Origin of the sequence: Bacillus sp. Marseille-Q3570 (genome assembly GCF_946151055.1) — a bacterium.
Taxonomy (GTDB): Bacteria; Bacillota; Bacilli; order Bacillales; family Fictibacillaceae; genus Pseudalkalibacillus.
This window is the reverse complement of the sequence record NZ_CAMGYZ010000008.1, coordinates 25,500-45,876: the sequence shown is the minus strand read 5'-3', so window position 1 is coordinate 45,876 and position 20,377 is coordinate 25,500. Positions and strand designations below refer to the sequence as shown.

Genomic DNA, 20,377 nt, shown 5'->3' with positions numbered 1-20,377 from the left:
ATATTCTTTTACTGTACTAATTACTTATTATACACCACGGATCGACTCGATTGCATCCTTCCTGTTCTCTTTCTTATAAATGGCAGATCCAGCAACAAGTACATTCGCACCGTATTCTCTGCATGATTTCGCAGTTTCAGGATTGACCCCACCATCGACTTCAATATCAATATCAAGACCTTTTGCATCACATAGATCAGAAACTTCCTTGATTTTCGGCAAAACTTGTTTAATGAAAGACTGTCCGCCGAATCCCGGGTTGACTGTCATCAATAAAACAAGATCCAGATCTTCGATGACGTGTTCAATCATGCTGACGGGTGTGTGTGGATTAAGCACCACCCCCGCTTTTTTCCCATGATCTTTAATCAGATGAATAGTACGGTGCAGATGCAGACAAGCTTCCACATGTACTGATATGATGTCTGCACCAGCTTCAGCGAATTCCGGAATGTATTGGTCAGGGTTTTCAATCATCAGATGGACATCTAACGGTAAATCAGTGATCGGCCGGATTGCATCGACAATCAATGGCCCTATGGTGATATTCGGAACAAAATGCCCATCCATCACATCCACATGTATATAGTCGGCTCCTCCCCGTTCAACATCTTTTATTTCTTCACCTAACCGCGAAAAATCTGCGGAAAGAATCGATGGTGCGATTTTAGTCATGACTAGTACCTCCGTTTTTGGTCTTTGATCTCTTGAAGGAATTGAACGTAATGGTCATATCGGAACCGTGCGATTTTGTCATTTTTCAATGCTTCTTTTACTGCACACTTTGGTTCTGACATGTGCGTACAACCTCTGAACTTACATTCCGGCCGCAAATCACGCATTTCTGGAAAATAGATTGATAAATCCTCGGGCTCAATATCGATGAAATCCAATGAACTGAAACCAGGAGTATCTGCTACAAGTCCATTTCCAAATGGAATCAGTTCTACATGCCTTGTCGTATGTTTGCCTCTCCCGAGATGATCTGAAATATCGTTCGTTTCTAAATTCAAATCAGGATTGAGCGAATTCAATAAAGTGGACTTTCCAACACCTGATTGTCCGGCGATGACTGTCACCTTATTATCGAAAAGTGCTCTCACTTCTTCCAGGCCTTTTTCTTCGATGGAGGATGTTTCGAGTACATGATACCCAATCCGACGGTAGACCGCCAGCTCTTTTCCGATTTCCGTATCATCCTCTAACAAGTCTAGTTTACTGACGCAGATGACAGGAAGAATTTCATTAGCTTCAATATGGACTAAAAATCGATCCAAAAGGAGCGATTTAAAGCTTGGACGGCGTGCGGAAAAAATGATCAGTGCCTGGTCTACATTGGCAACAGGCGGTCTGACCAGTTCATTCTTCCGTTCGAAGATTTCCAAAACATAACCGTCTGTCTGATTGGTCGATTGAAACTCTACTTCATCTCCCACAAGCGGTGTCAATTTTCGCTTACGGAAGTTGCCTCTTCCTCGACATTGATAGATTTCATTCTCTTCTTCACTTTTCACATAATAATATCCGCTCAACGCTTTAATGATCGTTCCATTTGGCATGCAGTCCATCTACTCTCCATTCTGAAAGTTTTTCGCTTCTTCATAGGTATAAGAGTCACTATAATATTCTTCATCATCTACATAGACTTTGTAACTACCTTCACCGTTATACTCGACAGTAAGAGGAATTTCGAACTGTTCTGTTTCAGAGATTTCTTTATCGACAATGGTTTTCTCACCGTTCGCGTCATTCGTTACGATACGGACATGTTTCGGTTCATTCTTTTTTCCTTTGTCATCTCCGTTACCATTTCCTGGGTCATCCCCACTACCGCCATCATCTTCGAATTCGATTTCAACCATGTCTTTGATCGTTACTGGTTCAGGTAGACCTTTTGAAACTGTGACAGTTATCTCATCCCCAGCACGAACGGATTCACCGGCGTTCGGATCTGTACGGATGATATTCCCTTCATTAATGTCTTCTGAATACTCACGCTCGTCAGCCTCTTTTAAGGTAATTCCGTTTTCATCCGCATACGTTTTGGCTTCTTCTAACGATTTCCCTGTAAGATCAGCTAGCTCGAAAGGCGGCGGTCCGCTACTGACATATAATATCAACACTTCTTGACCAGGGACGACCATTTCACCTGCTTCAGGGAACTGTTCAATGATTTGCCCTGCAGGCACATCCTCACTGCTTCTTGAGGGATAATCAACACGTTTGAAATAGTCTTCCACATTTGTCCGCTTAACATCATCTTCTTCTTGACCAACATAGTTCTCTACTTCAAACTTTTTTGGCCCGGTACTCACATATAGTTTTACTGTCTGATTTTCTTTTACAGCAGATCCTGGAGAAGGGGTTTGTCGGATGACATTCCCCTCTTCCACCTCAGCGCTGGGCTGTTCCTCTTTTTCCGGATTGAGTCCCGCATCCTTGATTTTCTCATAAGCCTCTGTATACGGCATATTGATGACGTCTGGGACAGGGACCTCTTTCGTTTGGAAAATTTCAGGCCACAGGGTTACTGCTGCAACACCCGCAATCCCTAAAAGAAGAAAAATCATTAAGATGATTGCGATCCAATTCTTCTTTTTCTTCTGTTTCTTCTTTTTCTTACCCTTATTCGGATCAGATTTCTCTTTTTCCGTATTACTAACAGGCGGGACTGGAGCCGTTTTCATTTGTTCCGTCATATTCCCGATCGGCGTAAGAACTTTCGTAGCCTCTTCATCTTCATCAATCGAATGTTTCGGCTCATTGAGACGCTCAGGATCAAGCGCTGTATCCAGATCTTCCTCCATTGCCTGAACATTATCAAATCGTTCATTTGGATCTTTGGCCAAGGCTTTCAATATGATATTCTCGACACTCTGTGGTATATCGGGATTGATGAACTTCGGTTCTGGGAACTGGTCCTGAAGATGTTTCAAGGCTACCGAAACAGCTGACTCACCTGAAAAAGGTAGTCTGCCAGTCACCATTTCATAGAGTACGACGCCCATAGAGTAAATATCAGATTTATTATTTGCAATCCCGCCTCTTGCTTGTTCAGGCGAAAAATAATGTACACTGCCAAGTACAGAATTGGTATGCGTGATCGTAGCAGATGTTGCAGCTAACGCGATACCGAAATCTGTTACTTTAGCATTTCCATCCTCATCTATTAAAATATTATGTGGTTTGATATCCCGGTGAACGATATGATGCTCGTGGGCATGGGCGATTGCAGAAGAAATCTGTTTCATGATTTCGACTGAACGCTCTGGTGATAGCGGTCCTTGTTCACGGATGATCTGTTTCAATGTCTTTCCTTGTACATACTCCATCACGATAAAGTAGATTTGCTCTTCTTCACCTACATCGAGAATATTGACGACATTCGGGTGGTTTAGACTCGTTGCTGACTCGGCTTCACGTCTGAAACGCCTGATGAAGTCCTCATCTGTAGAGTATTCTGAACGCAACACTTTCACTGCAACGATCCGATCAAGAATCAAATCTTCTGCTTTATAGACAACCGCCATCCCGCCATCACCAATGACCTCAATTATCCTGTATCGATCACTGATACGTCTGCCGATCATGTGGATGCACCTTCTTCAGGACCAACATCGTCATACAAACCGTTATACAATAGGATCAGGGTAATATTATCTTCCCCTCCAGCATCATTCGCCATTTTGACGAGTTGGTTCACTTTGTCCTCAAGAGACCTGTCCTCTGTAGCGACTTCTAACATCAAGTTTGCTGGTACCTTGTTTGAAAGTCCATCGGAACATAAGAGTAGATAATCACCTGGATCCCAAGAATAGTTGAGGTTGTCGATCCTTACCTTTGCGTCGGTCCCGACAGACCTCATGACAACATGCTTTCTAGGATGATACTCCGCTTCTTCAGTGGTAATTTGACCTGACTTCACCAATTCATTGACAAGTGTATGGTCATCAGTCAGCATCCTTATCGTCTGATCGTGGATATGATAACAACGGCTGTCCCCTACATGTCCTAAGTAAACCTCATCCTCTGTTGCTCTGACGAGGACCACGGTCGTCCCCATTCCATGGCACTCTGGATGTTCATCTGCATACGTATAAATACTGGTATTCGCATCTTCAATTAAAGATTGGATCACATTTGCCGTTTCAATCTTTTCTTTTATGTATGTATCAAGATGTTCCCTAATATAATCGACAGCCATTTGACTGGCGACATCCCCGGCATTATGCCCACCCATTCCATCTGCAACGACAGCGAAAACATCCGAGGCAGAAATCTGGATCACTGCCCCGCTGTCTTCATTATGGGATCGTACTTTACCTTGGTCAGTTTGAAAAGATGCCTTCAACAACCTTCTTCACCTCGTTTCGTCCTTACGCTCCTTCGCACGTAATTGACCGCAAGCAGCATCGATATCATGACCCTGCTCTCGACGAATGGTAACATTCACACCGCGTTCTTTTAACGTACTTTCAAATTTGAAAATTTGATTTTTAGGTGTACGGACGTAATCTCTCTCTGGTACATAGTTTACAGGAATTAAGTTAACATGACACTTTATATCTTTGATCAGATCAGCCAAAAGTTCAGCATGCTCGACTTGATCATTCACTCCCCCGAACAGGCCGTATTCAAATGTGACACGACGCCCAGTCTTCCGGATATAATACCGGATCGAGTCCATCAGATCCTCAAGTGGATACATACGGTTGACTGGCATGAGCCTGCTGCGGATTTCTGTAGTCGGCGCATGCAGAGAGATCGCAAAGTTTATTTGCATTCCTTCATCTGCAAAATCATAGATCTTTGGTACAACCCCACTTGTAGATACCGTGATATGCCTTGCTCCGATATTCAACCCTTCATCATGATTGATGATTCTAAGGAACGAAATCAAATCTTCATAGTTATCAAAAGGTTCTCCGATCCCCATGATTACAACTGAACTTACACGTTCATCTGTTTCGTCCATGGCACGCTGCACTTCTAATACTTGGGCAACGATTTCCCCGGCCTTCAGATTGCGTTTCAAACCACCTAGTGTGGAAGCGCAAAATGTACAACCTAATCGGCATCCAACTTGTGTCGTGACACAAACACTGTTTCCATACTCATGTCTCATCAACACCGTTTCAATCGAATAGCCGTCTTCAAGTTCAAATAGGAACTTGATCGTTCCATCTTTGGATTCTTGCCGGATCACCTGTTTTAAAGGTGTGATCACAAATGCGTCGTTCAGCTTTTCACGGAGGTCCTTAGAAAGGTTCGTCATCTCATCAAATGATGTCACTCGTTTCCTATACAGCCATTCATAAATCTGTTTTGCACGAAACGATGGTTCACCTTCTTGTTTCAACCAATCCAAAAGGTCCTCATATTTTAATGAAAATATCGATGCCCCTACATTTGGATTGGTCTGTTTTTCCGTTAACGGTTTCAACATGTTTCATCACCGCCTTTTCTAGAAGTTTTTCTTAAACATGCAATATAAAATCCGTCACTGTTGAAATATTGAGGAAGGATCTGGACCTCCCCCTTTGAATCTGATACGTATGATTGTACAGGTACCGGCAGCCTTTTAGATAAAGTGACATCCCATTCGAATTCAGGATGGCGATCTAAGAATCGCTCAACCTGATTGCTATTCTCTTCTGCTTCTATTGTACACGTACTATACACCAATAATCCACCAACCTTGACGACCCGGGCGACTGCTTCCAACAATTCAAATTGTACCTTTTGAATCCGTTCGATATCGTCTGGTTGTTTCGCCCATTTGATATCCGGTTTTCTCCGGATCACACCAAAACCTGTACATGGGGCATCCAGAAGAACACGATCAAATGTTTCTTCCTTGAATAATTTCGCTGCTTTCCTAGTATCCATCGCAATCGTTTCAATATTCGTCAATCCAAGTCGATCAACCTGCTCTTCTATAAGCTTTACTTTATGATCATGCAAATCGATCGCTGTGATTTCACCCTTATCTTCCATTCTTTCGCTGAGGTGAGTTGTTTTCCCCCCAGGTGCGGCACAGGCATCCAATACACGTTCACCTGGTTGTGGGTCAAGTGCATACCCGACAATCATCGAGCTTTCATCTTGGATAGTCAGGCAACCTGATCCGTAAAGTTCCGATTTAGGAAGATTACCTGATAAGATCTTGATGCCTTCTGGTATGAATTCGCTCAGTTCTGCTTCGACAAACTGCTCATCCAGTCGTCCAACAGCTTCTTCAGCGAACATCTTCAAACGGTTCACCCTGGCTGTAACTGACGGCGGAGTATTATTGATCCTACACATTTCTTTCGTACGTTCATCTCCAAGCTGGTCGACCCAGCGTTCAACCAACCATTCTGGATGACTGCACTCAATGGCTAATTGTAACCTCTCACCTTCTATTGATGCAACACCAGGGACCCCTTTTCGTTGGATATTCCGAAGGACGCCATTGACGAATCCGGAAATACCTTTGTGCCCCTTCTTTTTTGCAATGCCAACCGCTTCATTGATGATTGCGTGGTCTGGGACCCGATCAAGGTAGACCATTTGATAGACGGACAGCCGTAAGAGTACTAGAACCCAGTCTTCGAGTTTGGCCAATGGTTTTTTTATGAACGATTTCAAGTAATGATCCAATGTGTTTTTCCTTTGGATCGTGCCATAAACAATTTCAGTCAAAAGACCTGCATCTTTCCCTGAAAGGTTATTTTTCTGTATTGCCTGATTCAATAAAAGGTTGCTATATGCTTGTGAGCGGTCAATTTTCAATAACAGCTCTGTAGCAACTTCTCGTACATTCTTCATACTTATTCACCGAATTTCATTTCTGTAGTCAGTTGTGCACCAGCAAGGTATTGAGAAGCTTCCATACGTTTCTTCCCTGCCGGTTGCAGCTCTGTTATCCTTATTGCTGTTTCGTCCCCTGTCGCTACCAATATCCCTCTGCTATCCAAAGCTAAAATTTGTCCCGGTTCACCTTTAGGTTCAACCGTTTCTTTTGTTCCCCACCAGACTTTCACATTCTTTCCTTCTAATGACGTATAAGCGACAGGCCAAGGATTCAATCCTCTAATCTGGTTATAGATGTCGTTTCCGTCTGCTGTCCAATCAATTTTTTCCATTTCTCTAGAAATATTGGGAGCATATGTGACTTTCGATTCGTCTTGGGCAATCCGTTGCAGCTCATCATTCACCAGCATCGGAATGGTATCCCCAAGCAATTCTGCCCCTGCCTCGCTCAACTTATCATGTAAGCTGCCAACAGTGTCATCCTCTTCGATTTCAACCCTCACTTGACTAAGCATATCTCCAGCATCCAGTTTTTCTACCATATACATGATCGTTACACCGGTTTCTTTCTTCCCATCGATAATCGATTTATGGATCGGTGCTCCTCCTCGATATTCAGGAAGTAAAGAAGCATGAACGTTTATACAGCCTAATTCAGGATAATCCAACAATTCGCCAGGTAAAATTTGTCCGTATGCTGCTGTGACGATCAGTTCTGGCTCATACTTAAGGATTTCCTCATATTCCACCCTCACCTTTTCAGGTTGTAAAACAGGAATCTCATGCCGTAACGCTTCCTGTTTCACAGGTGGCAGTGTAATCACCTTCTTCCGGCCGACCGGCTTATCTGGTTGAGTAACAACAGCCACTACTTCATAACCATCACGGATGAGTCTTTGTAAAACCGGAACTGAAAAATCCGGAGTTCCCATAAACACGATTTTCATTTAATCACCTATCTTATAAGTCCATTATTTAAGAGATTTTGCGAACTTCTCTCCCTTTCAGTACTTTTTGAATTATCATCTTATTACATGATTGTTTGAGGATGCATATCTACGCCAATAACCAACCCATCCCGCTGCATCCTTTTCTGGTAATGGACTAGAATTTCATTCAATGTTTCTTTTAATTTCGGTTCATTTTTGTATTTTATCACGCATTGGTACCGATATCTATCTTTCATACGAGGGATTGGTGAGGCTACTGGTCCGAGGACGATAGCTTGTGAACTGAGGGATTCTTTCAACCGTCCTGCAATTTTTTCGCATATGTCCACGACATACATCAGTTCTTCGTGAGAAATCGTGATGAGTGCCAAGAAATAAAAAGGCGGGTATTGGTGTAATTTCCGAATTTGCATTTCCTTATTATAAAAAGTGAGGAAATCATGATACTGAGCAAGTTGGATGCTATAGTGTTCTGGTGTATAGCTTTGGATGACGACCTCACCTGAAAGCTCATGTCTCCCTGCTCTTCCGCCTACTTGGGTCAATAGCTGGAATGTTCGTTCTGAGGAACGGAAATCTGGGAGGTGGAGCATAGAATCTGCTGCTAAAACTCCTACGAGTGTGACATTCGGAAAATCCAATCCCTTTGCGATCATTTGTGTCCCTAACAAAATATCCGCTTTTTTCTCGGCAAAAGAATTCAATAGTTTTTCATGCATCCCTTTGCGGCTAGTGGTATCAACATCCATTCGGATTACTTTAGCTTCTGGCATCAGCCGGTTAAGCTCTTCCTCGACTTTCTGTGTTCCTGTTCCAAAAAAACGGATATGCTCTGAGTTGCATTCTGGACAAGTGGAAGGTTGCTGTGCTTCATAACCGCAATAATGACACTTGAGCGTGCTATACCTTTTATGGAAAGTAAGGGAAATGTCACAGTGCGGACATTGTGCGACATAACCGCAATCGCGACAATTGATGAATGTGGAGTAACCCCTTCTATTTAAAAGCAGAACACTTTGTTGACCTTTCTCTTTCCGGTCTTTCAAACGCTGAAAGAGTGTCTCTGAGAATAAGGACCGATTGCCTGAACGTAACTCTTCCCTCATATCGACAATTTCAGCTGTCGGCATATCCCGATTATTCACACGTTCGCTGAGAGTGCAAAGTGTATATACCCCTTTTTGCGCACGTGCATAGGACTCCAACGTCGGTGTTGCACTACCCAGCACGACCGGACACTTATGGGATTTCCCTCTTTGGATCGCGATATCCCTTGCATGGTAGCGAGGATTCTCTTCTTGTTTATAACTTGATTCATGTTCTTCATCGATGATGATGATTCCAAGGTTCTTGAAGGGTGCGAAGATTGCTGACCGCGCTCCTACAACTACACGTGCTTCGTTACGATGTATTTTTCGCCATTCATCATACTTTTCTCCAACTGAGAGGCCACTATGCAATACTGCTACTTCTGACCCGAACCGACTTTTGAATCGATGAACCATTTGCGGTGTCAAAGAAATTTCTGGGACAAGCATGATCGCTTCCCTTCCGAGATGGAGGACTTGTTCAATTGCTTGCAGATAGATTTCCGTCTTTCCGCTACCTGTCACCCCATGGATGAGAAACGTTTCATGTGTTTCAGTTTGGATATCTTCTAAAATAGGTTCGATGGTAGACTTTTGTTCACCGGTGAGCGGTAACGATATCGTTTTTTCAAATTCACGATCCTGGTAAGGGTCCCGGTACAATTCCTTATCAGTTTCAAGCAATAGTTGCTTCTCAATCAACCCCTTCACCGCCGCTCGTGAGCTGTTGGTTCTCTCTATCAACGTTTGAGTAAGGATCTCTTGATGGTTGGATTCAAGTATAAAAGTCAAGACCTCCGCTTGCTTTGGTGCACGTTTTATCATCTCATCCCGTGCTTTTGCTAGTTCTTCAGGCGTTTTGGAGATTTTGATGACTTTCTGCTTCTTTTTGTTTCCTTTTGATCGTATTTCATATTGGACATCAAGCTGCCCTTCGTTCAAACCTGTTTGTACACTACGTACATATTCTGAGCCCATCTTCAAAACCTCATCCCAGCTCAGACCTTTATCAGATCGAAGAGATGTCTGGATATTGTCCGGAAACTTGTCCATATCCGTTTTTTCCGTCATATGAATACGCTTCGTGTAATTCATTTTCATGGCTGCTGGCAGCATCGACTGATACGCAGAATGAAGAAAACATAAAGTGTTGTCTGCAATCCATTTCCCAAGGTCAATAAGTTCTCCATTTATGACCGGTGAAGGGTCGACAACATCTTCAATTTTCTTCAACTTTTTATGCTCTGAGGATTCCTTCAAACTTATTACGAATCCGGTCAGTTTTCTGGGTCCAAAAGGCACAACGACACGTATGCCGATTTGTACCGCACTTTCTAAATCGTCCGGGATCCGATAGTCGAACGTCCGGTCCGTACCAATTGCTGGAACATCGACAATCACCCCAGCGATCATCTTTTATTCAACCCGTTCATGTATCGGAGAGATTCTTCCAGCACCAGTTCTGCTGCTTGTTTTTTGGATATTAAGGCACTTTTGTGCTCATGACCATCCCTGCCATAAATATAAACTTGATTCGTATCTCCTTCGAAACCTGATCCTTTTTGTGAAACATCATTTGCAACGATCATGTCCAAGTTCTTTCTTTCTAGCTTATCTTTTGCGTACCGCTCAACATCATCCGTTTCAGCAGCAAAACCGACTAATATTTGTCTTGTTTTGGAGCGGCCAAGTTCCTTCAGGATATCCTTCGTTCTTTCCATCTCAACCGACAAATCACCTTCACTCTTTTTCACTTTCGAATCATACGTGAGTTTTGGACGATAGTCAGCAACCGCTGCTGATTTGATCACTAGGTCTGCATCAGCATAATGGTCCATTACAGCTTCAAACATTTCTTCAGCTGTCTCCACCGGGATCATGTCTACTCCGAATGGCGGCTTGAGCACCGAAGGGCCGCTGACAAGCGTCACCTTTGCACCAAGTGAAACGGCTGCTTCTGCTAAAGCGTATCCCATCTTGCCAGTTGAACGGTTGGAAAAATACCTCACTGGATCGATATGTTCTCTAGTCGGTCCCGCTGTGATCAGCACATGTTTATTTTGTAAAATTTGATTTTCCGCTTCCTTAAAAAAAGCACCGATTGCTTCAAGGATTTCAATTGGTTCTGCAAGCCTTCCTTTACCCACATAACCACATGCTAATAACCCTTCCCCAGGTTCTATGAATCGGTATCCGAAGTCAGCCAGTTTTTCCATATTCGAATAGACTGCCGGATGTTCATACATATGGACATTCATGGCAGGAGCGATCATGATTGGAGCGGTCGTTGCTAACAATGTCGTAGAGGTCATATCATCTGCAATCCCGTTTGCCAGTTTACCAATGCTGTTTGCTGTCGCTGGTGCAATGACGACCAGATCAGCCCAATCAGCCAAATCGATATGAGCCACACCGGATGGATCTTTTTCATCGAATGTATCATGATATACAGGATTCCTAGAGAGTGTTTGGAAAGTTAATGGTGTAACGAATTCCATCGCAGACTTTGTCATCATCACCTTGACCTCATACCCAGCTTGTCTGATTTGACTTGTGAGGGCAGCAGCTTTAAATACCGCTATTCCTCCTGTCACGCATAGCAAAATGTTTTTATTGCTAGACACTGAAACCATCCCCTACTACTTTTTGTATACATAATATTTTTACGGTGAAATTTCGTTTAAAGAAAGTTTACTATTTAACTGCTTATGATTAATATAGTTAAGGTAAAAAAGGGCCGGCCCATAAGAAAAGTGTCAGGCGTCTCCCCGGCAACAAATTGAATCAAGATGTTGGTTCAACGGAGTACGTCAGACACTTATGGGTCAACCCCTCTATCCTTCTAGCTTAGTAATGTCATAACTTAGTTTTCCATCGATGATCTCTTCTAAAGCCACACCAACGAATTTGTTGGATTTCGGATCATCAATCATCGGCTCTGATGCCTGTTGGATCATTCGGGCTCTTTTAGCTGAAACTGTCACCAACGTGTATTTGGAATCTATTTTCTCCATCAATGAATCGATTGAAGGATATAACATTTACTCAACCTCCAGTAATCTCAAGTATTGTTGTTTGATTCTTTCTTTCTTGCAATGTTCCGCAATTGCAATCGATTTGACACGATTACATGCCGCCTGTATTTCATCATTTTCCACAACATAATCGTAATGATCCATCATTTCTAGTTCTTCCTTAGCAACGGACATTCGATTATTGATCAACTCTTCAGTTTCCGTCCCTCGGCCAACGATTCGACTTCGAAGTTCAGCAAGACTTGGAGGAACAAGGAAAATGAATACGCCTTCGGGTACCAGTTTTCGCACCTGCAAAGCACCCTGGACTTCAATTTCAAGCAGAACATCCTTACCGGAAGCCAACGTTTGCTCTACATAATGCAACGGAGTCCCGTAGTAATTCCCCACATACTCTGCCCATTCAAGAAGTTCATTCTGTTCAATCATCTTTTCAAATTCATCACGGGATTTAAAGAAGTAATCAATCCCATCCTGCTCACCTTCACGAGGTTTACGGGTAGTAACGGAAATCGAAAATTCAAGCCCATTCCATTGTTGACGCAATGCTCGATTCACTGTTCCTTTTCCAACACCGGAGGGACCAGATAAAACGAACAAAATTCCTCTCTCATTTTTCATATTAACCTTTACACCTCAGTCACTCTCTATTCTTCTGTCAAATCCTCTTTGTTTAGTAATCTTTGAGCTACCGTTTCGGGTTGTACAGCAGAAAGAATAACATGATCACTGTCCGTGATGATCACGGCACGTGTCCTTCTACCATAAGTCGCATCTATCAATTTATGCTGTGTCCTTGAATCCGTTATGATTCGCTTGATTGGAGCAGACTCTGGACTTACGATCGAAATGATCCGATTTGCCGAAACAATATTTCCAAATCCAATGTTGATCAATTTAATGTTCATTTGTTACCTCCTGGCTATCTATATCTAGCGTATCCAAGTTTCTTAACGTACAACCCTCTAGATCATACCTTATTCAATGTTTTGTACTTGTTCTTTGATTTTTTCAATTTCACTCTTCAATTGTACAACATTTTTATTGATTGAATAATCATTTCCTTTTGATCCGATCGTGTTGCTTTCACGATTCATCTCCTGGACGAGGAAATCCAATTTTCTTCCCACAGGTTCAGATTCCTCTAATATGTCTCTGAATTGGCTTAGATGACTTTTCAGACGGATCAATTCTTCATCAATGCTGCACTTATCAGCGAATATCGCAACTTCAGTCAAGATACGGTCTTCATCTAATTCGACCGTTCCATCATTGATGCTTTTAATCCTTTTATAAAGACGTTCTTTATAAGCCTCTTGAACATCTGGTGCAAAGGATTCTACTTCGTTAAGAAGTTTTTCAATCACCGTTACCCGTTGATTGAGATCTTCTCTCAAATGTTTTCCTTCCTCAACTCTCATTTCGCTCAACTTAGAAGCTGCTTTTTCAACAGATTCTAGTATCTTTTCTGCAAATTCATCGGATACACTCTCTTTCTCGCGAATAGAAACGATGTCCGGAAATGTTAAGAGTTGATGATAACGGATTGGATCCTGGACATTGTATCGTTCATTTGCATTTTCATGCGCAGCAACATACTGATCCATCAATCCCCAATCCACAGTCAATTCGCGTTCTACACCTGTTTCGCCTTCAACGGTGATCCACACATCAGCCTTACCCCGTTTTATGTATCGTGTGACACAACGTTTGACCTTATCCTCAATGATCGTCAGCTGTCTCGGCATCCGAACATGAACCTCAGTAAAACGGTGGTTCACGGATCTGATCTCTGTAGTGATCGTGTATTCATCATGCTCAATGCATGCTCTTCCAAAACCCGTCATACTTTTAATCACATTATCACATCCATTGTACTATTCTATACAATTTTACAACAGTGGACAAGATTATGAAAGATTTATAGTCCCTAATTCCTTTTAAAGCGGAAATACGGTAAAGAAAACTTGGCTCAGCCAAGCCTTTTGGCGACGGCTGAGCCATAGCTGCTCTTATACTGAGGAAAGTATTTATCATTCTTAAAGTGAAAAAAGAAAACCCGAACGTTTGTCCGGGTTTTCTTTAGTGGCAATACATGAAGGTCCCGCTTCGTCAACATCCTTCGCTTTCCGCGGGCGCGGCCTCAGCCTCTTCAGAAAGCACAGACCGCTATCTTCCGGGGGCTTCGACTCGTGCTGTTCCCGCAGGAGTCGAAGGAGGTTGCTTACGCTTTTCGTTTTCATTTTATCTATTTTGTTTTATTGTTCGTCTTTTCTGTTGGCGGTTATCGTTTTGTCCCAGCCTCATTTCATACTTTATTAGGCTTGCTTGATTGTATGACCTTTATGCTTTTTCTTATTGAACAGGTGTGAACCTGCAAGTGCAAAGGTTGGTAATGCTGCCATACCAAGGACTAATAGACATTCCCTGATCGTGAGATTTGTAGTATGGAAGATCGGCTGAAGTGGGGGATAATATACAACGACAGCAAGCAGAGCGACTGACGAAATGACTGCCCATACAAGATATATATTTCCGAACGGATTGCGATGGAATACAGAACGCTCGCTTCTGCAATCGAACACATGGATCAACTGTGCCATTACAAGTGTTGAAAATGCAATGGTTTGTGCTCTGACTAGATTTTCCGGATTTTCAAAATAAGCGATACAGAAGGCAATGGTTGTGACGATTCCAATCAAAAATCCGCGACTGATGATTTTCCAGCCAAGCCCTCGTGAAAACACTCCTTCTTTCGTAGACCTTGGTGCTCTTTTCATGACATTTTCTTCAGCGCTATCCACACCCAATGCCATTGCAGGCAAACCATCCGTCACTAGATTCACCCAGAGGATTTGGATTGGAACTAGAGGTAACGGTAATGCAAGCAGCATTGCAAACAGCATCACTAATATTTCCCCAACATTGGATGCTAGCAAGTAACGTATGAACTTCCGTATATTTTCATAAATATTCCTGCCTTCTTCAATAGCAGCTTTGATCGTTGCAAAGTTATCATCGGATAGGACAAGGGAAGAAGCTTCTCTAGCGACATCCATACCTGATTCACCCATTGCAATTCCGATGTTCGCAGCTTTGATGGCAGGTGCATCATTTACCCCATCACCGGTCATCGCTACCACATGTCCTCTGTTTTGAAGGGCTTTGACGATTTTCAATTTATGTTCGGGAGATACCCTTGCAAAAACATAAACATCATCCACAACATCCTCAAGCTCCTCGACGGTCATTGCGGCCAGTGTCTTTCCTTCCATCACTTTTCCATGATCAGGGAGCATGTTCAGCTCTCGGGCGATTGCTTTTGCTGTGACGATATGATCCCCGGTGATCATCACTGTCTTGATTCCAGCCTGCTGACAATCATTGATTGATTCAATTGCTTCGGGTCGAGGTGGATCAATCATCCCTTGTAATCCGATGAAGGTCAAATTCGATTCTGCCTCGAAAGAAGTGCTTACTCTTTCTCCCTTTTTCAACGGCCGGTAAGCGACTGCGATCGTTCTCAGAGCACGGCTTCCCATCCTTTCCACAGCCTGGTGTACGCCGTTTTTCCTCGAATCATCCAAATAGGCTTTCCGATTATTCCATAAGATGTTATCACATCTAGATAACACAACGTCTGGTGCCCCTTTTGTCACGATATACTCCTGATTATCCGAAGTACGAACATGAACACTCATCATCTTCCTATCCGAATCAAATGGGTACTCATCTTTGATTTGATAAGCTTCTTGCAGCGCTTCTTTACTCAGTCCTGCTTTTTGACCAGCTATGAGCAAAGCAATTTCAGTGGGGTCACCGTTTATTTGATAACCGTTCTTCCCTTTTCTCTCTGAAAATTTGATTGTAGCGTTATTACAAAGCACACCAAAGGTTAAGAGCTGCTTCAAAGCCGGAAAATTATCGACTTGTACAGTTTGATCTCCCTTTATAAAGTCTCCTGACAACTCAAAACCAGTTCCTGTCACCTGCCAGGAATTACCGCTGCTCCAAATATCCGTGACTGTCATTTTATTTTGAGTGAGGGTACCTGTCTTATCCGAACAGATGACTGTTGCACAACCTAATGTCTCCACTGAAGGGAGCTTTCGGACGATTGCTCGTCTCCGGATCATTTTCTGCACACCCAATGCGAGTGCGATCGTCACAATGGCCGGCAAGCCTTCTGGTATGGCAGCGACCGCTAGTGAAACTCCAGCAAGAAACATCGTATACACATCATGACCTTGGATGACTCCGACTACGACAACGAGGGCAGTCAGTAACAGTGCGACGAGGATAAGGATCTTACCGAGCTGCTCAAGCCGTCGCTGCAATGGGGTCTGTAATCCTTCTTCGCTCTTCAGGAGGTGGGCGATCTTCCCCATTTCTGTACCCATACCCGTCCCGACTACGATTCCCGTTCCTTTTCCATTGGATACGAGAGTTCCCATGAAGCACATGTTCTCTTGATCCCCAGGTTCATGATCGCCTTGCAAGCTGACTGTCCCATTTTTTTGTGATGGCAAAGATTCACCTGTAAGGGCTGATTCTTCCACAGACAACGACCTTGCCTCGATCAACCTGACATCTGCACCGATCCTATCCCCTGCAGAGAATCGGATGACGTCCCCAATGACAACCTCACGAGAAGGAATTGTAATCCATTCCTTCTCACGTAATACCTGGACTTTCGGACTTGAAAGTTGCTTTAATGCTTGCAATGATCGTTCAGCTTTCCGTTCTTGCAAGAAACCCAGGATTCCGTTCACGAAAACGATGAGCATGATCGTGATGGCGTCCATATACTCTCCAAGAATCCCCGAAATCAAGGTTGCAATCAATAACACTAGGACCATGAAATCCTTGAATTGTGCTAAAAAAACGATAATGGCAGACATTCGTTCTTCTTGTTGCAGTTCATTGGGGCCGTCCTCCGCAAATCGTTTTTCAGCTTCTTTTACGGTCAATCCTGTTTTGGTGCTGGTCTGAAGTCTTTCTTCAATTTCTGAAGTTGAGAACGTATACCATTTCATTCTTCCACCCCGTTTAAACCTTCTTATACAAGCCATCTATATTCAGGATTGTCCCAAAAAATGCTATAATGGAACGGGAATTTGAATGTGAGCTTATGAAAGAGGAGTAAAGTTCTAGTTTAAAAGATTGAAAAACCTTACCGTGCAAGTATCAATATATTGGAGTGAAACATTATGTCTTTCGACGGTATCATGACAAGAGCCATTACACACGAACTTACCGAAAACCTAGCGCAAGGAAAAATCACAAAAATCTATCAACCATTTCCGACAGAGTTGATCTTTGTCATACGTTCAAAAGGCAAATCCAAACGAGTGTTATTATCCGCAAATGCAAGTTTTCCGAGGATACATATCACTGAACAGCAATATGAAAACCCTAAAGTACCACCGATGTTTTGTATGTTGCTTCGTAAACATCTTGAAGGTGGTATCATAGACCGGATCGAACAATCTGGACTTGAGCGCATCGTCACTTTCCATATTGCTTCAAGAAATGAAATTGGGGACATTACTCACAAACTGTTGATTGTTGAAATCATGGGAAGACACAGTAACATCTCCCTGGTGGATGCTGATTCCAATGTAATACTCGACTGTGTGAAGCATATTCCGCCCACTCAAAACAGACACCGGACACTGCTTCCAGGAAGTACCTACATTTTTCCTCCAGCACAAAACAAAGCAAACCCACTAGAGGCAGATGAAGACGCTTTCATTCGCAGACTGGATTTCAACAGCGGGAAACTTGACCGGCAAATTGTTAGTAATTTCGAAGGGATCTCTCCACTTGTTGCCAAGGAAATCATTTCGAGGTCAAAGTTAGGGGACCACAGTTCGCTATCTTCCTCCTTTCTAAAAGTGATGGAAAATGTAAGAAACCATATTTATCAACCGACTATGCTCGTAACAGATGATAAAGAATATTATTCAGTCGTCGAATTATCCCACTTAAAAGGAGAGATGACCCATTTTCATACAATCAGCAACCTTTTAGACCGTTACTTTTTCGGAAAAGCAGAAAGAGATCGAGTCAAACAACAGGCAAACGATCTTGAGAAATTCCTGAGGAATGAACTGAAAAAAAACGAACAGAAATTGCCGAAGTTGGAGGAAACCTTATCAAACTCTGAAAAAGCTGAAACATTCAAGCTTTATGGGGAACTGATCACTGCGAACATCTATCAGCTGAGCCGTGGAATGAAAGAAGCAGAATTGCCTAATTATTATGATGAGAATCGCGGTACAGTCACTATACCCTTAGACAATCAAAAAACCCCTTCGGAAAATGCCCAGCATTACTTCAAACGGTATAATAAATTAAAAAATTCGATTCAATATGTCCATGAACAGATCAACGAGACGCAGGACGAAATCAAGTACCTTGAATCTTTGGTACAACAGCTGGACTCAGCGTCTGCAAGTGATGTAGAGGAAATTCGCGAGGAGTTGGAAGAGGGTCATTACTTAAAGAAAAAGAACAAATCCAAGCAAAAGAAAAATCATAAACCGGCTATTGAGCATTACCGTTCTACAAGCGACGTGGATATTTGGGTCGGAAAAAACAACAAACAGAATGATTATTTGACAAACAAATTTGCCAATGCGAACGATGTATGGCTTCATACGAAAGATATTCCAGGTTCACACGTCGTCATCCGAAGTAACAATCCTGATGAAACAACCCTGCAGCAAGCTGCGAATATAGCAGCTTATTTCAGTAAAGCGAAACACTCGGGTTCCGTCCCTGTCGATTACACATTTATCAAACATGTAAAAAAACCGAGCGGTGCAAAACCAGGTTTCGTAACCTATGATCATCAAAAAACCATTTACGTCACTCCTGACGAGGATCTGGTCTTTCAATTGCTGCAACGACGCGGATGAACTTCTGTATGGTGAGAATTTTCAAAAGCTTAATGTAAAAGGTTTAATTTTCGTAAGAGTAGTGAATTATACAATTAAGAAATTAAACTCACATAAGTTTCAGTAAAATTCGAAATCAGAAAGGAAGTTATTCATGCTACGAACTATCTTAATGATCATTGGAGCAATCGTCGTCATCAGTTTCATCGTCAACTGGTTATTCTAATCTCAGCTCGTCATCATACTAAATTACATGCAACAGGAAAGGGCAGCCTGAAAAGGACTGCCCTTCTTTTATATACCTTGCTCTCCACTCAACTTGTATAAGGTGAGTTTTTATAATTGACTCAAAAGCAACAATCTTTTAGAAAACAGCCTTTATTTATTTGCTTTTGGATATGTTTCCTGGAGGAACTTCACAGAATGGTTGATCAATTCCTTAAGTACGTCGTCATCAATATCTGCGATTTTGTTTATGTACACGCAAGCCTTCCCTGTCGTATGTTTTCCGAAATCCTTCAACAGTTCGTCGCGCTTTGGATCCCCAGGGGCAAAATACAAACTTATTTTCGCTTTTCTTGGTGAAAAGCCGACTAAAGGCGCATCTCCCTCATGACCTGATTCATATTTGTAATGATAAGATCCGAATCCGATGATGCTTGGTCCCCACATTTTCGCCTTGAAACCCGTCGTTTCTGTGAAGATGTCCAGTAATTCGTAGGCGTCCTGACGCTTTTTAGGGTTATCGACATTTTCTATGAATTCAATAACGCTGTTGTCATTTTCCTTCGTTTTCAATTCGTACATTCGACCTCTCCTCTTCAGTATAATTCGAATTGCTATTACATTAATTACTCCAGGCATCACGAATTTCCTTCATGAAGAGTGAAATGAAGAATTCACTTTTACACTAAAAATGAATAGGGATGTTTAAATTCCTGCGGTTGTAATCACCGCGAGACCATCCAATACTTCTTGGTGGCTTACTTTTTTTGCACCCAAGCGAGTAAGCAATTCCGTCAATTCTAGGGAAGTATATCGATGCCTGCGGGTCGAAACATTCGACCATTTCAGTAAAGTCGTCTGTTCGAATCCCGTGATACCATTCTTTTTACTGTAATCGAATGCGTTCAGTTGATTCATTTTCTTGCTCGGGTTCAACATTGTAATTGTTCCTTCAGGACTTGTTACCCGGATCAGTTCCTTCAGTCCTTTTTCTGGCTCTGGAAGGAGAAACATCACACATGTAGAGAGCGAGACTTGAAATGTATCGTCTTCAAAGGGCAGGTCATAAGCATCTCCAATCAAAAACGTCGATTTCTCAGCACGGTTATGTAAGAAAAAGTTTTGTTTGCTTGCTTTTATCATTTCTGAAGAAAGATCGACTCCCGTCACATGCTCTGCTTCCTCAATCCCACGCAATAAAAGGCGCCCGGTTCCACAACCTACGTCCAATACGTGAGCACCTTCCCAGCTTCCTGATTGTATTTTCAACTTATCATGAATCGAACTCAACCAGCTTGTCCTCGCCATCCCGTCAAAAAAAGAAACAAGCTGATCAAAGTCCTCCCCTTCCATTTTCCTCACCAGGCTTCACTCCAGATCGA

Annotated in this window: 17 protein-coding genes; 1 reads left to right on the top strand and 16 read right to left on the bottom strand. The window is 42.6% G+C overall.

Annotated features, from left to right (window positions below):
* Positions 1-27 precede the first annotated feature (27 nt).
* From rpe to N8M93_RS13780, 14 genes are all read right to left on the bottom strand, one after another.
* Positions 28-675 carry a ribulose-phosphate 3-epimerase gene (gene rpe, locus N8M93_RS13845; RefSeq protein ID WP_261132756.1) on the bottom strand — a complete coding sequence of 216 codons (648 nt, stop codon included), beginning with the start codon at positions 673-675 and terminating at the stop codon, positions 28-30.
* A 2-nt stretch (positions 676-677) separates the two neighbouring features.
* Entirely contained in the window at positions 678-1,559 is an 882-nt protein-coding gene (gene rsgA / locus N8M93_RS13840; protein ID WP_261133056.1) for a ribosome small subunit-dependent GTPase A, read from the bottom strand.
* A gap of 9 nt (positions 1,560-1,568) precedes the next feature.
* Positions 1,569-3,590: a Stk1 family PASTA domain-containing Ser/Thr kinase gene (gene pknB / locus N8M93_RS13835; protein WP_261132754.1), complete on the bottom strand. Its 2,022-nt coding sequence runs from the start codon at positions 3,588-3,590 to the stop codon at positions 1,569-1,571.
* Entirely contained in the window at positions 3,587-4,351 is a 765-nt protein-coding gene (locus N8M93_RS13830; RefSeq protein ID WP_261132752.1) for a Stp1/IreP family PP2C-type Ser/Thr phosphatase, read from the bottom strand. The genes pknB and N8M93_RS13830 overlap by 4 nt, the downstream gene beginning before the upstream one ends.
* A gap of 9 nt (positions 4,352-4,360) precedes the next feature.
* The gene (gene rlmN, locus N8M93_RS13825; RefSeq protein WP_261132750.1) at positions 4,361-5,446 is read right to left on the bottom strand and encodes a 23S rRNA (adenine(2503)-C(2))-methyltransferase RlmN; all 1,086 of its coding nucleotides are present in this window, start codon (positions 5,444-5,446) and stop codon (positions 4,361-4,363) included.
* On the bottom strand, positions 5,440-6,810 hold the full coding sequence (gene rsmB, locus N8M93_RS13820; RefSeq protein ID WP_261132748.1) for a 16S rRNA (cytosine(967)-C(5))-methyltransferase RsmB: 1,371 nt from the start codon (positions 6,808-6,810) through the stop codon (positions 5,440-5,442). The genes rlmN and rsmB overlap by 7 nt, the downstream gene beginning before the upstream one ends.
* Before the next feature lie 2 nt (positions 6,811-6,812).
* The gene (gene fmt / locus N8M93_RS13815; RefSeq protein WP_261132746.1) at positions 6,813-7,742 is read right to left on the bottom strand and encodes a methionyl-tRNA formyltransferase; all 930 of its coding nucleotides are present in this window, start codon (positions 7,740-7,742) and stop codon (positions 6,813-6,815) included.
* A gap of 83 nt (positions 7,743-7,825) precedes the next feature.
* Positions 7,826-10,246 carry a primosomal protein N' gene (priA, locus tag N8M93_RS13810; RefSeq protein ID WP_261132745.1) on the bottom strand — a complete coding sequence of 807 codons (2,421 nt, stop codon included), beginning with the start codon at positions 10,244-10,246 and terminating at the stop codon, positions 7,826-7,828.
* The gene (gene coaBC, locus N8M93_RS13805; RefSeq protein WP_261132743.1) at positions 10,243-11,457 is read right to left on the bottom strand and encodes a bifunctional phosphopantothenoylcysteine decarboxylase/phosphopantothenate--cysteine ligase CoaBC; all 1,215 of its coding nucleotides are present in this window, start codon (positions 11,455-11,457) and stop codon (positions 10,243-10,245) included. The genes priA and coaBC overlap by 4 nt, the downstream gene beginning before the upstream one ends.
* A gap of 210 nt (positions 11,458-11,667) precedes the next feature.
* Positions 11,668-11,874: a DNA-directed RNA polymerase subunit omega gene (gene rpoZ / locus N8M93_RS13800; RefSeq protein WP_261132741.1), complete on the bottom strand. Its 207-nt coding sequence runs from the start codon at positions 11,872-11,874 to the stop codon at positions 11,668-11,670.
* Entirely contained in the window at positions 11,875-12,489 is a 615-nt protein-coding gene (gene gmk / locus N8M93_RS13795) for a guanylate kinase (protein WP_261132739.1), read from the bottom strand.
* A gap of 26 nt (positions 12,490-12,515) precedes the next feature.
* The gene (gene remA / locus N8M93_RS13790) at positions 12,516-12,776 is read right to left on the bottom strand and encodes an extracellular matrix/biofilm regulator RemA (protein ID WP_225065642.1); all 261 of its coding nucleotides are present in this window, start codon (positions 12,774-12,776) and stop codon (positions 12,516-12,518) included.
* A gap of 69 nt (positions 12,777-12,845) precedes the next feature.
* Positions 12,846-13,727 carry a YicC/YloC family endoribonuclease gene (locus tag N8M93_RS13785; RefSeq protein ID WP_261132736.1) on the bottom strand — a complete coding sequence of 294 codons (882 nt, stop codon included), beginning with the start codon at positions 13,725-13,727 and terminating at the stop codon, positions 12,846-12,848.
* 459 nt (positions 13,728-14,186) lie between these two features.
* Entirely contained in the window at positions 14,187-16,904 is a 2,718-nt protein-coding gene (locus N8M93_RS13780; RefSeq protein ID WP_261132735.1) for a calcium-translocating P-type ATPase, SERCA-type, read from the bottom strand.
* Positions 16,905-17,078: 174 nt separating this feature from the next.
* Between N8M93_RS13780 and N8M93_RS13775 the strand changes: the two genes are divergently transcribed.
* Complete coding sequence (locus N8M93_RS13775; RefSeq protein WP_261132733.1) at positions 17,079-18,791, top strand: NFACT family protein; 1,713 nt, start codon at positions 17,079-17,081, stop codon at positions 18,789-18,791.
* Positions 18,792-19,148: 357 nt separating this feature from the next.
* Here the strand turns inward: N8M93_RS13775 and N8M93_RS13770 are convergent, their stop codons facing one another.
* Both N8M93_RS13770 and N8M93_RS13765 read right to left on the bottom strand, forming a co-directional pair.
* Positions 19,149-19,577 carry a DUF1801 domain-containing protein gene (locus N8M93_RS13770; protein WP_261132731.1) on the bottom strand — a complete coding sequence of 143 codons (429 nt, stop codon included), beginning with the start codon at positions 19,575-19,577 and terminating at the stop codon, positions 19,149-19,151.
* Positions 19,578-19,700: 123 nt separating this feature from the next.
* The gene (locus N8M93_RS13765; RefSeq protein WP_261133054.1) at positions 19,701-20,348 is read right to left on the bottom strand and encodes a class I SAM-dependent methyltransferase; all 648 of its coding nucleotides are present in this window, start codon (positions 20,346-20,348) and stop codon (positions 19,701-19,703) included.
* Positions 20,349-20,377 lie beyond the last annotated feature (29 nt).